This window comes from Bacillus sp. LH1 (assembly GCF_057924895.1).
The window spans coordinates 2,083,828-2,099,963 of the sequence record NZ_CM175007.1; the positions used below are offsets into that span (position 1 = coordinate 2,083,828).

Below are 16,136 nucleotides of genomic sequence, written 5' to 3' on the forward strand. Positions count from 1 at the left end.
AAAATCGAACGAAATATGAATTACTTGCCAATATATAGTGTAAGACAAAGGAGGGCTGGAATATGAAGGCTGAAATAGATTACGCACATTTAATTCGATTAACTTTATCAGGAAATAAAGAAGCGTATAGCGAATTGTATGATGTAACGATTCAAGAAGTATATAAAACAGCACATTTTTTAATTGAAGATAAAACGGATGTAGATGATGTCGTTCAAGAAGTATACATACAGCTATATGAATCGCTTCGTAAATATGATAGCGAGAAGCCATTTCGCCCTTGGCTAATTGGGCTTGCGATTAAACAAATTCATTCTTATAGAAGAAAGAGGTGGATGCGACTACGAATTATAAAAAAAGCAGAAGAGCAAAGAAAGCCAGTGCAAATTGATTTTTCTAACGATGTTGTAAGTAAAATATCAAACCAAAAACTAATCGAACTCATTCATAAATTACCGTATAAATTGAAACAAGTTATTATCTTAAGATACTTACACGAATATTCACAAGAAGAAGTAGCACAAATATTACATATTCCAATTGGTACAGTGAAGTCTAGAATTCATGCGGCATTAAAGAAACTACGTCAAAAAGAGCAAGTAGAAGAAATCTTTTTAGGAGAGGTAGGGAATGTGAAATGAGTTTAGATTGTAGAGTTAGAGAATCTATACGAGAAGAAGCGAAGGGGATTGTTGCCCCGCCGGAGTTAAAAGAAAAAGTAATTGTTCAAATCAAAATGAATCGCGGGGGAAATAAGGTGAAGAAACGTCTTATCGCCGGAGTGCTTGCAGCAGCATTTTTAATCCCTACGACCGGTTTTACATATCAATCTATTATGGCGGATGGTATATACGGATCTTTTGAGAATTTAAAAAAACACGCCGGAGCGATGACGTTAGAAGCGTATATGCGTTTTAATGCAAAGTTATCAGAAGCGAAAGATGAAATGGACACGAAGGAATATGAGGAGTTTACAAAAGAACTAAAAAAATTAACAAATGCAAAGCTTGCGTACGGAGATTCGAATGGTAATATAGATTATGATGGATTATCACCAGCAAAAAGAGAAGAAATGAAAAAGGTAAGTATGGGCCTTCAACCATACTTTGATAAATTAAATGGTCATAAATCTAGTAAAGAAGTATTAACGCAAGAAGAGTTTGATCGCTATATGGAAGCTTTAATGACACATGAAATAGTACGAGTGAAGACAAAATCAACTGGTGCAATAAAAATAGAAGAAGTACCTGAGGCGTACAAAGAAAGATTTATTAAAGCGGAGCAGTTTATGGAGTATGTAGATGAAAAGGTGCGATAAGTAGAAAAGCTCAAAGCTTTCTTTCGTTTAACTATTACATATTGATTATGTAAACAATAAAAAATGAGTATACAATCTACGTGATTGTATACTCATTTTATTATTACTTAAATTTTCTTACCGCATGAATAGCGACTCTTACAAGTAATATCGCACTTATAAATAAACCACCGTAACCAACGACACTTAAAAATTGATCATTTGGCTCTGTCGCACTGTTTGCTAAATGCAATACGCCTACCGAAATCCCACCAAATGCAGTTCCAATAAACGCAATGAGGAATTGTGAGATAAATGTAGTAATAAACGATGCATTTGTTTCGTCAGAGAAAAAGCCAACCTTAACGGATAGTTCTCCGTTTTCTAGTTTTGAACTTAAATCATCTAGTTTTCTAGGAATGCGTCGCATGGCAGGTAACATAGCGAGTAATTCGTTTGTTGCAGCTTCTTTTAAACTAGAATAATTGTTAACTGGCATGAAACTAGCTGCATGATCTTTCGCAAAGCGTTTCGCTTCGTCCATTAAATTGAATTCGGGATTTAGTTGCAGCATCGTTCCTTCTAGCGTAATTAGAGAGCGGAAAGCCCCTGCAACCATTGGATAAAACGCTAATTCAAACTCAGCGATTATTTGAAACAACCCTTGAATAAATTCTTCAGAACCGTTTGTAGAGCCGTACGTACTTTGGATTAATAATTGGCTGATAGATTGTTCTAATCCTTCTTTATCAACATTTGGTTTCTTTTCAACTAATTGAAGCAGTCCATCAAGCAAGACATATGAATTTTTGCGCTCAAAGCCAATAAGTAGCCGCTTGAATGCATCTTGTTGTAGGGTTCCTAATCTTCCGACAGAACCGAAATCAAGTAATGCAGGAGTGCCATCACGAAGAATATACACATTACCTGGATGAGGGTCTGCATGGAAAATACCTTTAAAGAAAATTTGCTCTAAAATACAATCAAAGAGTTGCCGTTGTACTTTTTTCGTATCAATTTGTAATTCATTTAATAATGCTGACCCACTTTTAACACTTACTCCATCTAAAAATTCAAGCACAAGTATTTTTGAATTACTGTATTTTTTATATACTTTCGGTATTTTTACTTTCGTTTCACTATTTTTTAGTGAATCAGACACTTGTTCGAAGTTACGAGCCTCAATTTTGAAATCAATTTCTTCTTTCATTGCGATAGAGAAGCCATGTGCTAAATCAAGAAAGCCGATATTTTTAGCCCAAGTTGATTTGTTGGAAATCCATAAAGAAAAGTGAATTAAAATATCTAAGTCACGTTTAATTGTCTCAGAAATATTAGGACGTAGTAGTTTAACGACGACATCCTGGTCGTTTTCTTTCAACTTTGCTTTATGTACTTGGCCAATAGAGGCGGCAGCTAACGGTTCCATTTCAAAGGAGCTGAAGATTTCATCTTTTGGTGTATGTAGTTCCTTTTTCAATATTTCTTCAACTTGTTTTTGTGATAAACGTGTTACATTTTCCTGAAGGTTTGATAACTCGTGAATAAAAACAGGTGGTAATAAATCAGAGCGAGTTGATAAAACTTGTCCGAATTTAATAAATACACCACCGCATTCTTCTAGTGTATTTCGAAGTGAAGTGGCGAGCTTACGATCTGCTTCTGGTGAGCGCTTTAAAGCTAAATATTTTCCCATTCCGTGTTTTATTGCAATAGAAGAGACGCGCATATATCTTTTTTGTCTACCAATCTTAGCGAAGAATTTTGAAATAGGATTTCGGCTTTCCGTTACTACGTCATCCATTTCGCCACGTCTAATAGGATCAAATAATTCAAAAACTAGGTAACAAAGCATCGATACAATTAATGAGCTTCCTAGCCAAAAATATCTATCAACACCGACAACCGATTCATCTTGATAACGTAAATATAAAAACCAATACAGAGCAGACGTAAGTGAAACACCTACAGTGGCTGCACTTGCTTGTTTGAAAAGATTTAGTTTTGTACCAATGAGTCTACCACTAATAAAAGACATAATGACTGCTAGTAGAAAAAATTGAAAAAACATTGTATCATTCCTCCGAAATTTATTCGATAACTGTATTATACAGGAATATAAGTATTCTAAAAACAAGCCAAGGCAGTACAATCCTTGACTTGCACGATTAAATAGAGCATTCAATTATATTTTTTCATCGTTGCATTGTCCTTTTGTATAAAACAATCTAAAAGGGAATAACCAGCTATTAAACTAATAATCGTAACAAAAGTTGTATTTATTAGAATAATATTAACTAAATAAGGTAGGTATTCGGCAAGTGGTGAAAAGAGTAGTGCTGGGGAAAAGGAAATGAATAGTGTAGGCACTGTAATAGCAATAAATTTATCCGGTTGAAAGCTCCAGTTTTGTTTACTCGTTTCGCGATTAATAGATTGAAGGAATCGTAATAAAATGCCAACTATAAGAGGGAAGAGTGTAAAGTAGAATAATCTTGGATAAACGTTAAAGTTCACTTGTGCATCTGTATCTAAATAAAATTGAATTTTTACTCCTACAAATAATAATAAGACGATAAATAATGTGAAGCAGAGGTATAGCATCAATTTTTGCATTATATTCCACCATCCTTTACTCAAAATATATTCAAAAAAAGAAGAGATATACAATAACTACTGTTGTATATCTCTTCTTTTACTGTTAGTTAATAGTGGAGTTTGCTTTTTCTTGCTTCGTGAAATAATCAATAATGCCCATTGCGCTAATTTCTATATCTAAATGTAAAATATTATAAACGGAATGATCTGATGGAACGTTTAACTTTGTAAGATGAGAAGAGATTTTATCCATTAACAAAGTTTGTAAAGCTTTAGTCGCTTCATCGAAATCATTATACTTGTCAAAGACTTCCTTACCAGTCTGAACGAAAATAGGTAGCCAATGTTCCAATTGATTGTATACTTCTGTAACATGAGAGGATGCGCCGTAATGACCGAAATAAATAGTATCTACATTCATGCTTTGAATGTGATTTTTAGAAGCAATCATCGCATCTGGTTGGAATTGTGAAGGGGACGTTGATGGTAGATATAACTCTACATCAACGTCTGCGAGTTCTCTATAATAAATTCCAATTGTATCACCAGTAAAAATCCCGTTTGTTAATGAATCGTGAATGCTAATATGGTGCTTCGCATGTCCTGGTGTATCATAAAATGTAAGGGTGCGGTCTTTTGCAATTTTTAACATATCACCATGTTGTACAATATGAACACGTTCTTCTTCAATTGGAAGAATTGGGTCAAAGAGTTTATCGAAATCTTCTTTGTAGACAGCTTTTGCACCTAAAATAAGTTTTGTTGGATCAATCATATGACGAGCACCACGAGAATGCACATATAACGTAGCATTTGGGCACTTTTCCATCATTAAACCAGCTGCGCCAGCGTGATCTAAATGCACATGTGTAACGATAATGTTTTTAACATCGTTTAAATCAATATGTAATTGTTGTAAGCCGTCTAAAATATACGGAAGAGAAGGGGCTGCACAAGTTTCAATTAAAGTAATATCGTCACCTAATAAAACGTACGTACCTGTTCGTTCATTATGCTGTAAATCGAAATCATCAATAAGATATAGGTGAGAAGATAATTGCTCTACTTTTTTCATAGTTACCACTCCTTATATACTGCATGTTTTTATTATACGCTAAAATAGAAAAAAGGCAGAAAACGAAGCTCGTCTTCTGCCTTTTTGTAATATTATTATTTCGTTTGTTGTTTATTAACAGACATAATGAACAGTCCAACAATCCCGCCTACTAATGGAAGCATAATCTCTCCTGCTAAATTAAAGTAGGAGCTTAAGAATAAACCATTTACATCGATTACCCAGCCAGTAACATACAATAACATCATATATAGTACGAAATAAAACTCGCGATTTGAAATCGTTTCATGTTGTGCAGTTTTCATAATGAACACCATCCTTTTCTTTTATAATGGAATATAAACTGTCACATTTTGTTCACAATTCAATTGTAAAACTTTCCATCATAAAAGTCTAGTAGTTTGTGTCGAATTTTCGAACAGAAATAAAGCGCTATCATTACAACTTATAAGTACGTAATAAGAGCTGTATATTCACGAATGTAGTATAGTATAAACATAGAATGATAGTGAAGAGAGGGGCAAAGACAATGACAGTTTATGATTTTTCAGCTAAAACAATTACAGGTGAAGAAAAATCGTTAAAAGATTACAAAGGAAAAGCACTTCTTATTGTCAATGTAGCTAGCAAATGTGGTTTCACACCACAATATAAAGGATTACAAGAGGTATATGATAAATATAAAGACCAAGGACTCGAAATACTCGGATTTCCTTGTAACCAATTCGGGGGACAAGAACCAGGTACAGAAGCGGACATTACTAGTTTTTGTGAATTAAACTACGGTGTAAACTTCCCGATGTTTGCAAAGGTTGATGTGAAAGGTGATAAGGCTCACCCTCTATATACATACATGACAGAACAAGCACCAGGTTTACTTGGTATGAAAGCAGTGAAATGGAATTTTACAAAGTTTTTAATCGGAAAAGACGGGAAAGTAGTAGGGCGTTTTGCTCCGCAGACGAAGCCGGTAGATTTAGAGGTTGAGATTGAGAAGGTGCTTGGAGAATAATTAGGAGTTTCACTTTATTAAAAAACGTCTCAAAGAACAATGTAGTTCTTTGAGACGTTTTCTTTAAACTCACATTTTCAAGATTAAATAACTGTATCAAAGCCATCTGATTTAGGTAGAGAAGCTGCTTTTTTCATAAGCACTTCCCATAAGTGTACAGATTTCTTCCATTCTTCTGCAGCCTGCTCCTGTTTATACATAGCGTTCTCATAACTGGCAGTAAGTTGTTGCATATCGGCCGAGTTGTAAAGTGTATCGATATGGAGAGCGTATTCTCGGAATGTTTGACTTTCACTCCGTGGTATGCCAATTCTCGCAAATTGTTTTAAAAGTGCACCGTAAGCTTTTTGATAAACAGCATCATTTTTTCGGTATTTATAGAAATGAATAATAAGAAATGTCATCCAGTTCATTCTAGTGGTGAAGAGAATGTATCCTATAATACTAATTAGTATCGTAGAGAGGAATACGTACCACCAAGAAAAACTAGTTTTAGAATTTGTGACCTTTTTAGTAGAAGCTTCTTCTGTATTTTCTATTAAACTTTTAAGTTTTGCTTCATTATTTCGTTGTTGTATTTGCTCGTTATTAGAATTATTTGCTTCGCTATTTTGTGAAATAGGAGCAGGCGTATTATTTATAAAATTATAGGGATTGGTAAATCCTTTTGTTGGTTCGAATGGAATCCATCCGTATCCTGGGAAATATACTTCGACCCAAGAGTGTGCGTTATCGTTCGTGATTGTATAAACATCCGCACCTTCTGCAGAGGCAAGTGTATTGTCAAGAGTTCCTTCTGTATAGCCTTTTACCCAGCGAGCAGGAATCCCGGCAGAACGAAGTAGTACAATCATAGACGTCGAAAAATTATTACAGTAGCCGCTTTTTGTATCGAAAAGGAATTGATCTACATAATCTTGGCTTTTGGCAGGGAATAAGACATTCGTTGATTCGTATGTAAAAGAGTTGTCTGTGAAGTAATTTTCAATAGCTAATACTTTATCATATCGGTTGTCTTTATCATTTGTAAGATTGACAGCCAAGTCTTTTACGCGCTGTGGTAATGACTCGGGAAGTTGTGTGTACTTTGTCATAAAATAAGGGTTTGTTTCTTGACCTTCATTTGTTTTTACAGCTTTCAAGTTTTCTATGGAAAACTCAGGGATCTCATATGTTACTTTATACGAATGTAAAGTAGTAGAAGAGTCTTCATTCATTGTATAAATTTTTTCTGAAAACGGGTCAACACTGTATGATACATCAGAAGAAGCCTCAACTGATACTAATCCTGCTGGATAGGTAAGGTGAGGGTAACTTTTTTGCATGGTAATTGTTGCCTCAGTCGTTTCCGTTTTTGTATTTTGTTCGTACCAGCTTACGACGTCGTTTTTATTTTTAAAAGAAATCTTTTTCGGATTTTCAGAAATTCCCCAGCCTTTTCCTGTATAGAAATCTTTTGTTTCTACTCTCCAATAGTGTTTGTTTTGCGTTCGTGCTGTGAAAACAATTGTAGGATCCGCCTTAAAAGGACCACCTAATCGCGAGTCATCTAAACCATACCCAATTGTAGAAACTTTTTGTTCTTTACTTGCTTCAGATGTGTTGAATTTTAAAAAATCCATTGGGTTTGGCCATTGAGGGCCAAATTTTGGAGCAAAGTATGCGATGGTTACTAATAATACAATAAATATTGTAAGTGGTCTAAGTAATTTTGAGATTTCCCTAGCATAATTTTGTAAGTGTTCACGCTCTTTTATTCGTTCTACTTGAAGAAGACTAAGCATAAAAAATCCGATGACAACAGTTCGAATAATAGCGTAGTTTGCATTGTATAAATGTAAGTTATGAAAAGTTGCGATATAAATAATAGTCAATACAAGAAATAGAAACCCACGTTTTTTATGAATAATCCAAAATGAAGTGAAAGAACTCAAAAACCAAAATGAGAGAAAAAATAAAACCGTCGGAAAAACTGGAGAAATATCTAGTAAATTCCCTTGGAAAAATAGGGAGGAATTTCGAGACATATCAGAAAAGAATGTTGTTAGCCAAGATGGATTTATAAAAGCATTTTTATAATATAGGGAATGAATGATAAATAGGACTGTGACAATTTTTATTGGAATCTGCCACCTCGTCTGAAAAAAAGAGAGAGCGAAGCAAATTCCTATAAATGTTACGAAAATATCTAATCTACCTACATTTGTAATGCCTATAAGAGGTCTTAGCCATTCTAGTAAAAGAAGAAATACACATGCATGCATAAAGAATCTGTTCGTATCCCACTTGTATTTTGTTTGTAATGTTATCATTTGCTCACCTCAAAAAACACGTTTGTATACCGGTTTTCATAAACCGTGTTTACAAATATTTGTCGTTTTTTTAGAGTTTCTATTATACTGATTTCTCGGTGTGAAAGTTGATTCGCTTTTTCTTTCACGACAAAAACCATACATTTTCTATTTTTTATAGCAGCACAATCAGCCGCCTTTTGAATATCGGGAGAAAGATTACTGGTCACGAGTATAACCGTGACGGGCTCATAAATTTTTCTTAGTTCCATGTCTACACTCTGGGAGAGCGGGAATACACTGTCTGCTTGCACTTTTGCTAAATGACAAAGGATTTGTTGTAACTGCGTATCTCCATTGTCTAAAGGGAAGATAGTTTGTTCTTTTCCGATAGACACGAATGATGCTGGTGAATTTTGTTTCAAGACAGCCCTTACGATAGAGGCAGTAAATGTGACGACTGATTCGAATAGAGGAGACTCAGTTCTGTCTATGAATATCATGACATTATGGCTGCGCTGCTGTTCAAACTCTTTTGTCATAATATTGTTTGTTCGTGCAGTTGCTTTCCAATCAATCCATGAAAAGCGATCACCAGGTTTATAGTCTCTGACACCGACAGAGATTGTAGAGTCTTTTGCTGAATTTATATTTGCTGAAAGCGCTCCTTGTTCGAAATGATTTTCCAATTGTCGATATGCTATATCTACATACTGGGGATAGACTAAAAATGTATCTGGAACTGAAAAAGTTACTTCTTTCTCTATCATACCGAATAAATCGCCAGTTTTGACACGAACGCTTGAAAAAGTGTGCTCGCCTCTAGGGATTGTGTCAATAACATATTGAAACGAAATATTTCGTTTCAATCCTGGGAAGAGTACTACCTTATTCATCTTTGTTTGTTTACAACTTATAAATTGTGGTGGCAGTTCATCTTCTATAACTAAATAAAGTAAGGGGAAAGGAAGTTTTCTTTTTATTGTAATCGTGCTTACAAATTGTTCTCCTACTACATATCCATTTTGGTTTGTTATTCGTTTTACTTCAGCGTCCCGTAAAGCGTAGAAGGGGAGTAGTAGCGAATAAAGAGCAATGGGAATTATGCTGTAAAACAAAAACCAACTGACAAACCCGCCTTGAAACATAGCGTACATAAATGTTAAGACTAGGCATAAAGGGAGTAGCAATAACTTCATAACGTGATATAGCGCTCGCAGCATTCGTTTCATCAAGGGTTCATCGTCCTTTGAGTAGGCACGGTAGTTCGTGCAACGATTTTTGCGATAACTTGTTCGCCAGTTATTCCTTCAAATTTTGCTTCCATTTTTAGAATGAGTCTATGTGCTAAAACGTAAGGAGCTAAAAATTTAACATCGTCTGGAATAACATAATTCCTGCCATGGATAAATGCATAAGCTTGTGAAGCTTTCATTAAAGCAATCGAGCCACGTGGACTTGCACCTAACTGTATAGAACTGTACGTACGAGTCTGATTAACAAGCTTTACAATGTAATGCTTAATTGCTTTGTCCATACTTACTACCCGTACGCTTTGTTGTAAATAAAGTAATTCTTGTATTGTAGTAATGGTTTGTAATTGAGAGAGTGGATTTGTTTTTTCCATCCGGTTTAAAATTTCAAATTCTTCCTCTGGTGTAGGATATCCCATTTTTAGTTTCAATAAGAAACGATCGAGCTGAGCTTCTGGTAGAGAATATGTTCCTTCATATTCGACCGGATTTTGTGTAGCCATGACAAAGAACGGTTTTGGTAAAGGTCTTGTAATGCCATCTATTGTAATATTGCCTTCTTCCATACATTCAAGTAAAGCAGATTGTGTCTTTGGAGATGTACGATTAATTTCATCAGCAAGTACAAAATTCCCCATAATTGGTCCAGGCTTGAACTCAAATTGGAGCTCTTTCGGATTATAAATAGAAACTCCTGTTACATCTGACGGCAATAAATCAGGTGTAAATTGAATTCGCTTATAATCAGCATCAATGGATTTAGAAAGAGCACGTACTAGCATTGTTTTCCCGACACCAGGAACATCTTCTAATAGCACATGACCTTCAGCTAAGAGAGCTGTCAAAGCTAAGATTGTTTCTTTTCGTTTTCCGACCATTATTTTTTCAATATTATTGATTATTTTTTCTACAGTGGGATGTAATGAATCAAGCTGGGGCATCGTAATCCTCCTAATGTTATTATCGTTTTCTAATCAATTTAGTGGACATATTTCTAATTCTATATGTAGATAGTAAAGGTCTAACTTAAATTCTGAGAATATTCAGATTATTTATTTCAATTACATCTAGTATAATTGTTTCCGTAACTAAGGGCAATACAGTAAATAATGATTTGTAGTTTTATGTAAAATAAGACTCGATATAAAATAATAACATTGGGAAAAATATTTTTACATACAATTTATACTCTTTTCCTTATGGCAGTTTTGAAATAATATCAAAACTCTTTTTCTTTTGCAAAATAGTCGATACCTCAAAATACTATTCTCCTAATAATTACGATTAACCATAACCTTTACAACGGAACAAAAGGTTTTCTCACAAACTTATTTTCTACTGAATTTTTGACAATCTCTTGAACTGTGCGAAATGTCACATCTGCATTTTACAACTTCTCTTATAGTAAGGGTATGTAAGAGAGACGTATTAAAGGAGTGAACAGTATGAAGAAAAAACCTTCAGCACTAATGAGACGTTTAAAATATTTTTCACCAATAGATCGATATAACGATAATCATACACAAGAAACATATGAAGATCGCGAATGGGAAAATGTGTACAGAAAGAGATGGCAACATGATAAAGTAATCCGCTCTACACACGGTGTGAACTGTACTGGTTCATGCAGTTGGAATATATATGTGAAAGATGGAATTGTAACTTGGGAAGGGCAGGAGCTTAATTATCCAACGACAGGTCCTGATATGCCAGATTTTGAACCACGAGGATGTCCACGTGGAGCAAGTTTTTCTTGGTATATCTATAGTCCACTTCGTGTGAAATATCCGTATGTACGTGGTGTTCTATGGAGTATGTGGCAAGAGGAACTAAAAAATAACGAGTCACCACTAGATGCTTGGAAAAGTATTGTGGAAAACCCTGAAAAAGCATGTAAGTATAAGCAGGCGCGTGGTAAAGGTGGATTTATTCGTGCGAATTGGGATGAAGTATTACAACTCGTTTCAGCTTCTCTACTTTATACAGTAATTAAATACGGGCCAGATCGAAATGTTGGCTTTTCACCAATTCCAGCTATGTCGATGTTAAGTCATGCAGCTGGTAGTCGCTTTATGCAACTTATGGGTGGACCAATGCTTAGTTTCTATGATTGGTACGCAGATTTACCACCAGCTTCTCCGCAAATTTGGGGTGATCAAACAGATGTACCAGAAAGTAGTGACTGGTATAACTCTGGTTACATTATGACATGGGGTTCAAATGTACCGATGACGAGAACACCAGATGCTCACTTTTTAGCAGAGGTTCGATATAAAGGAACGAAAGTCGTTTCTGTCAGTCCTGACTTCGCTGAATCTACAAAGTTTGCGGATGATTGGATTAGTGTGAAACAAGGTACAGATGGTGCACTTGCGATGGCAATGGGGCATGTGATTTTACAAGAGTTTTACGTAGATAATCAAGTGGAATATTTCACAAAGTATGCGAAGCAATATACTGATTTTCCTTTCTTTGTCACATTGAAACAAAAAGGAGATCAATTCGTTGCTGATCGTTTCTTAAACGCTGCTGATATTGGACGCGAAACGAAGTTAGGAGAATGGAAACCTGTTCTTTGGAACGAGAACACGAATGATTTTGCAACACCTCATGGCACAATGGGCTCACGTTGGGATAACGAAAAGAAATGGAACTTGCGTTTAGAAGATGAAGAAACAGGTGAAAAGATTGATCCACGTCTTTCTTTACTTGGAATGGAAGAATCGATTGGAACTGTACAAATTCCGTACTTCTCTGATGATGGAAACAAAGTATTAGAATGTACAATTCCAGTGAAAAAGGTTATGACAGAAGAAGGCGAAGTGTTCGTTACAACTGTATACGACTTAACGTTAGCAAATTACGGTGTGAACCGAGGGCTCGGCGGACAAGAACAGAAAGACTTCAATGATGATGTACCATTTACACCTGCATGGCAAGAGAAAATAACAGGAGTGAAACGAGAGCTAATCATTCAAATCGCTCGTGAGTTCGCACAAAATGCTGTGGATACGAACGGTCGCTCAATGATTATTGTCGGAGCTGGTATTAACCATTGGTTTAACTCAGATACGATTTATCGCGCAGTTTTAAATCTTGTACTTCTCGTCGGAGCACAAGGAGTAAACGGCGGTGGTTGGGCGCATTACGTTGGTCAAGAAAAATTACGACCAGCGGAAGGGTGGCAAACAATCGCGATGGCAAAAGATTGGCAAGGGCCACCGAAATTACAAAATGGTACATCCTTCTTCTATTTCGTAACAGATCAATGGCGTTATGAAGATACACCTGTTGGACATTTAGCATCACCAGTGGAAGGAAACTCTCGTTATCAACATCATGGTGATTACAACGTATTAGCTGCACGACTTGGCTGGTTACCTTCTTATCCGACATTTGAGAGAAATGGAATTGAATTATATAAGGAGGCTGTTGCTGCTGGTGCAACAACGCAAGAAGAAATCGGAAAATATGTTGCACAAAAATTAAAAGAAAAAGAACTGAAATTTGCGATTGAAGATCCAGATAACAAAAACAACTTCCCGCGCAACTTATTCGTATGGCGTGCGAACTTAATTTCAAGTTCCGGTAAAGGACATGAATATTTCTTAAAACATTTATTAGGTACAACAAACGGGTTAATGAATGACGACAGTGATTCATTACGACCAGAAGAAATTAAGTGGCATGAAGAAGCGCCAGAAGGGAAGCTTGATTTACTCATTAATTTAGATTTCCGTATGGCTGGAACAGCACTGTATTCTGATATCGTATTACCAGCTTCAACTTGGTACGAAAAACATGATTTAAGTAGTACAGATATGCATCCATTTGTGCATCCTTTTAATCCAGCAATCGGTTCACCGTGGGAAGCACGCTCTGACTGGAATATTTTCACTTCACTTTCTAAAGCTGTGTCAGATTTAGCAAAGAAAATAGATCTTGAACCAATGAAAGAAGTTGTTGCAACACCACTTCTTCATGATACACCGCAAGAATTAGCGCAACCACTTGGCAAGATTAAAGATTGGAGTAAAGGTGAATGTGAACCAATCCCGGGTAAAACGATGCCACAAATTCATGTTGTTGAAAGGGATTATAAAACGATTTATGACAAAATGACAGCACTTGGACCAAATGCCGGAAAACAACCGATTGGTACGAAAGGGATCTCTTGGTCAGCAGAAAAAGAGTATGAGCAATTAAAGAGCAAATTAGGAGTTGTTCGAACGGATACTATTGCGAAAGGTTGCCCAGACATTAAAGAAGCAATAAATGCTGCTGAGGCAGTATTAACACTTTCTTCTACAACAAATGGTCATATGGCTGTAAAAGCATGGGAAGCACTTGAAAAACAAACGGATTTAAAACTACGTGATTTAGCAGAAGAACGTGAAGAAGAATGCTTCACATTTGAACAAATTACAGCACAGCCAAAAACAGTAATTACTTCTCCAGCCTTTACAGGTTCTGAAAAAGGTGGACGCCGTTACTCACCATTTACAACAAATGTGGAACGTCTTATCCCTTGGAGAACGATAACTGGTCGACAATCTTTCTACTTAGACCATGACATGATGAAAGAATTTGGTGAAACGATGGCAACATTTAAACCAATTCTGCAACATAAACCGTTCCGTAAATCACGGCCCGAAGTAGAAGGGAAAGAGATTACACTAAACTATTTAACACCGCATAATAAGTGGTCGATTCATAGTATGTACTTCGATTCATTACCGATGTTAACGCTATTTAGAGGTGGTCCAACTGTTTGGATGAATAAAGAGGACGCTGCTGAAGCGGGTGTTGCAGATAATGATTGGATTGAGTGCTTTAATCGTAACGGTGTTGTTGTAGCGCGTGCTGTTGTAACGCATCGTATACCGAGAGGAATGGCATTTATGCACCATGCGCAAGATCGTCACATTAACGTACCTGGTACGAAATTAACAAGTAACCGCGGGGGAACACATAATAGTCCAACTCGAATTCACGTAAAACCGACACATATGATTGGTGGATACGGTCAATTAAGTTATGGATTTAACTATTATGGTCCGACTGGGAACCAGCGCGATTTAAACGTTGTAATTCGCAAACTGAAGGAGGTAGATTGGCTTGAAGATTAAAGCACAAGTCGGAATGGTAATGAACCTAGATAAATGCATCGGCTGCCATACTTGTAGCGTAACGTGCAAAAACACCTGGACAAATCGTCCAGGTGCTGAATATATGTACTTCAATAACGTAGAAACAAAACCTGGAATTGGTTACCCGAAACAATGGGAAGATCAGGATAAATATAAAGGCGGCTGGGAATTGAAAAATGGTGAAATTCAGCTGAAATCTGGTTCGAAAATGAAACGTCTTATGAACATTTTCCACAATCCAGATCAACCAACAATTGATGATTACTTTGAACCTTGGAATTATGATTATGAAACATTAACAAATAGCCCACAGCGTAAACATCAACCAGTTGCTCGTCCGAAATCAGCAATTACAGGCGAATTTATCGACAAAATTGAATGGGGTCCAAACTGGGAGGACGATTTAGCAGGCGGACATATAACAGGATTACAAGATCCGAACGTAAAGAAAATGGAAGAAGAAATTAAAACAGATTTTGAAAACGTCTTTATGATGTATTTACCACGCATATGCGAACATTGTATGAATCCATCGTGCGTATCATCTTGTCCATCTGGTGCAATGTATAAACGTGAAGAAGACGGGATTGTACTTGTGGATCAAAATGCATGTCGTGCTTGGAGATTCTGCGTATCATCTTGTCCATATAAAAAAGTGTATTTTAACTGGCAAACGAATAAAGCTGAAAAATGTACAATGTGTTTCCCACGTATTGAGGCTGGTATGCCAACAATTTGTTCAGAAACATGTGTAGGACGTATCAGATATATTGGGGTAATGCTATATGACGCTGATAAAGTAAAAGAAGCAGCGTCTGTTGAAGACGAAAAAGATTTATATGAATCTCAGCTTACTGTTTTCCTAGATCCAAATGATCCAGAAGTGGCAGCTGAAGCGAAAAAACAAGGCATTCCTGAAGAATGGATTAAAGCGGCACAACAGTCACCAATCTATAAAATGATTATCGATTGGAAAATTGCTCTACCTCTTCACCCAGAGTATCGTACAATGCCAATGGTTTGGTATATCCCGCCGCTTAGCCCAATTATGAATATGGTGGAGGGAAAAGGTAGTAACTGGCAAGCAGAAGAGATTTTCCCTGCTATTGATAATATGCGTATTCCAATTCAATATTTAGCGAATTTACTCACTGCAGGAGATGAATCACATATTCGTCTTACATTGAAAAAAATGGCTGTTATGCGAACGCATATGAGAGCAATGCAAATTAATAAAGAACCAAATGAAGCTGTATTAAAAGAACTTGGCTTAACGAAACAGGATGTAGAAGATATGTATCGTCTTCTTGCTATCGCAAAATATAAAGATCGTTTTGTTATCCCGACATCTCACAGAGAACAAGTTGCAGATTTATATAGTGAACAAGGAAGCTGTGGTTTAGCATTCGCAGGTGGTCCAGGCTCTTGTATGACAATTTCTTAAATAAAGGGGGCAGAAA

12 protein-coding genes are annotated in these 16,136 nt (G+C 36.2%); 5 read left to right on the top strand and 7 right to left on the bottom strand.

Translation table 11 applies throughout. From position 1 onward, the window contains the following. Positions 1-62: 62 nt before the first annotated feature. Positions 63-641, top strand: a complete 579-nt coding sequence (locus ACX9TM_RS11000) for a sigma-70 family RNA polymerase sigma factor (protein ID WP_000642662.1) — start codon at positions 63-65, stop codon at positions 639-641. Further along, the gene (locus ACX9TM_RS11005; RefSeq protein ID WP_000050701.1) at positions 638-1,318 is read left to right on the top strand and encodes a DUF3600 domain-containing protein; all 681 of its coding nucleotides are present in this window, start codon (positions 638-640) and stop codon (positions 1,316-1,318) included. The genes ACX9TM_RS11000 and ACX9TM_RS11005 overlap by 4 nt, the downstream gene beginning before the upstream one ends. A gap of 103 nt (positions 1,319-1,421) precedes the next feature. Here the strand turns inward: ACX9TM_RS11005 and ACX9TM_RS11010 are convergent, their stop codons facing one another. The 4 genes from ACX9TM_RS11010 to ACX9TM_RS11025 all read right to left on the bottom strand — a co-directional run bounded on the left by ACX9TM_RS11010 (position 1,422) and on the right by ACX9TM_RS11025 (position 5,275). Continuing rightward, positions 1,422-3,368, bottom strand: coding sequence for an ABC1 kinase family protein (locus ACX9TM_RS11010; protein WP_000466006.1), 1,947 nt, complete (start codon positions 3,366-3,368; stop codon positions 1,422-1,424). A gap of 110 nt (positions 3,369-3,478) precedes the next feature. Then, positions 3,479-3,913 carry a hypothetical protein gene (locus ACX9TM_RS11015; RefSeq protein WP_001170914.1) on the bottom strand — a complete coding sequence of 145 codons (435 nt, stop codon included), beginning with the start codon at positions 3,911-3,913 and terminating at the stop codon, positions 3,479-3,481. Between the two features lie 85 nt (positions 3,914-3,998). Next, on the bottom strand, positions 3,999-4,970 hold the full coding sequence (locus ACX9TM_RS11020) for an MBL fold metallo-hydrolase (protein ID WP_000754964.1): 972 nt from the start codon (positions 4,968-4,970) through the stop codon (positions 3,999-4,001). A gap of 95 nt (positions 4,971-5,065) precedes the next feature. After that, positions 5,066-5,275 carry a DUF3925 domain-containing protein gene (locus tag ACX9TM_RS11025; protein ID WP_000844985.1) on the bottom strand — a complete coding sequence of 70 codons (210 nt, stop codon included), beginning with the start codon at positions 5,273-5,275 and terminating at the stop codon, positions 5,066-5,068. Between the two features lie 224 nt (positions 5,276-5,499). Between ACX9TM_RS11025 and bsaA the strand changes: the two genes are divergently transcribed. Then, the gene (gene bsaA, locus ACX9TM_RS11030; RefSeq protein ID WP_000219440.1) at positions 5,500-5,982 is read left to right on the top strand and encodes a glutathione peroxidase; all 483 of its coding nucleotides are present in this window, start codon (positions 5,500-5,502) and stop codon (positions 5,980-5,982) included. A gap of 83 nt (positions 5,983-6,065) precedes the next feature. Here bsaA and ACX9TM_RS11035 read toward each other — a convergent pair whose 3' ends face one another. Genes ACX9TM_RS11035 through ACX9TM_RS11045 form a run of 3 tightly spaced genes read right to left on the bottom strand, consistent with a single transcriptional unit; the run spans position 6,066 to position 10,467 of the window. Beyond that, entirely contained in the window at positions 6,066-8,294 is a 2,229-nt protein-coding gene (locus ACX9TM_RS11035; protein WP_065211622.1) for a transglutaminase TgpA family protein, read from the bottom strand. Further along, positions 8,291-9,505, bottom strand: coding sequence for a DUF58 domain-containing protein (locus ACX9TM_RS11040; protein WP_000827536.1), 1,215 nt, complete (start codon positions 9,503-9,505; stop codon positions 8,291-8,293). The genes ACX9TM_RS11035 and ACX9TM_RS11040 overlap by 4 nt, the downstream gene beginning before the upstream one ends. Continuing rightward, the gene (locus ACX9TM_RS11045; protein ID WP_001135810.1) at positions 9,505-10,467 is read right to left on the bottom strand and encodes an AAA family ATPase; all 963 of its coding nucleotides are present in this window, start codon (positions 10,465-10,467) and stop codon (positions 9,505-9,507) included. Before ACX9TM_RS11045 ends, ACX9TM_RS11040 begins: the two co-directional genes overlap by 1 nt. A gap of 504 nt (positions 10,468-10,971) precedes the next feature. Here ACX9TM_RS11045 and ACX9TM_RS11050 point away from each other — a divergent pair. Together ACX9TM_RS11050 and narH are read left to right on the top strand one after the other, a co-directional pair. Next, positions 10,972-14,655: a nitrate reductase subunit alpha gene (locus ACX9TM_RS11050; protein ID WP_065382200.1), complete on the top strand. Its 3,684-nt coding sequence runs from the start codon at positions 10,972-10,974 to the stop codon at positions 14,653-14,655. Next, complete coding sequence (gene narH, locus ACX9TM_RS11055) at positions 14,645-16,120, top strand: nitrate reductase subunit beta (protein ID WP_065382201.1); 1,476 nt, start codon at positions 14,645-14,647, stop codon at positions 16,118-16,120. The genes ACX9TM_RS11050 and narH overlap by 11 nt, the downstream gene beginning before the upstream one ends. The last annotated feature ends 16 nt before the right edge of the window (positions 16,121-16,136 follow it).

Excerpts from the sequence above, each read along its gene's own strand:
- ACX9TM_RS11000 (WP_000642662.1), top strand. The coding sequence starts at position 63 with ATGAAGGCTGAAATAGATTACGCACATTTAATTCGATTAACTTTATCA.
- ACX9TM_RS11005 (WP_000050701.1), top strand. The coding sequence starts at position 638 with ATGAGTTTAGATTGTAGAGTTAGAGAATCTATACGAGAAGAAGCGAAG.
- ACX9TM_RS11010 (WP_000466006.1), bottom strand. The coding sequence starts at position 3,368 with ATGTTTTTTCAATTTTTTCTACTAGCAGTCATTATGTCTTTTATTAGT.
- ACX9TM_RS11015 (WP_001170914.1), bottom strand. The coding sequence starts at position 3,913 with ATGCAAAAATTGATGCTATACCTCTGCTTCACATTATTTATCGTCTTA.
- ACX9TM_RS11020 (WP_000754964.1), bottom strand. The coding sequence starts at position 4,970 with ATGAAAAAAGTAGAGCAATTATCTTCTCACCTATATCTTATTGATGAT.
- ACX9TM_RS11025 (WP_000844985.1), bottom strand. The coding sequence starts at position 5,275 with ATGAAAACTGCACAACATGAAACGATTTCAAATCGCGAGTTTTATTTC.
- bsaA (WP_000219440.1), top strand. The coding sequence starts at position 5,500 with ATGACAGTTTATGATTTTTCAGCTAAAACAATTACAGGTGAAGAAAAA.
- ACX9TM_RS11035 (WP_065211622.1), bottom strand. The coding sequence starts at position 8,294 with ATGATAACATTACAAACAAAATACAAGTGGGATACGAACAGATTCTTT.
- ACX9TM_RS11040 (WP_000827536.1), bottom strand. The coding sequence starts at position 9,505 with ATGAAACGAATGCTGCGAGCGCTATATCACGTTATGAAGTTATTGCTA.
- ACX9TM_RS11045 (WP_001135810.1), bottom strand. The coding sequence starts at position 10,467 with ATGCCCCAGCTTGATTCATTACATCCCACTGTAGAAAAAATAATCAAT.
- ACX9TM_RS11050 (WP_065382200.1), top strand. The coding sequence starts at position 10,972 with ATGAAGAAAAAACCTTCAGCACTAATGAGACGTTTAAAATATTTTTCA.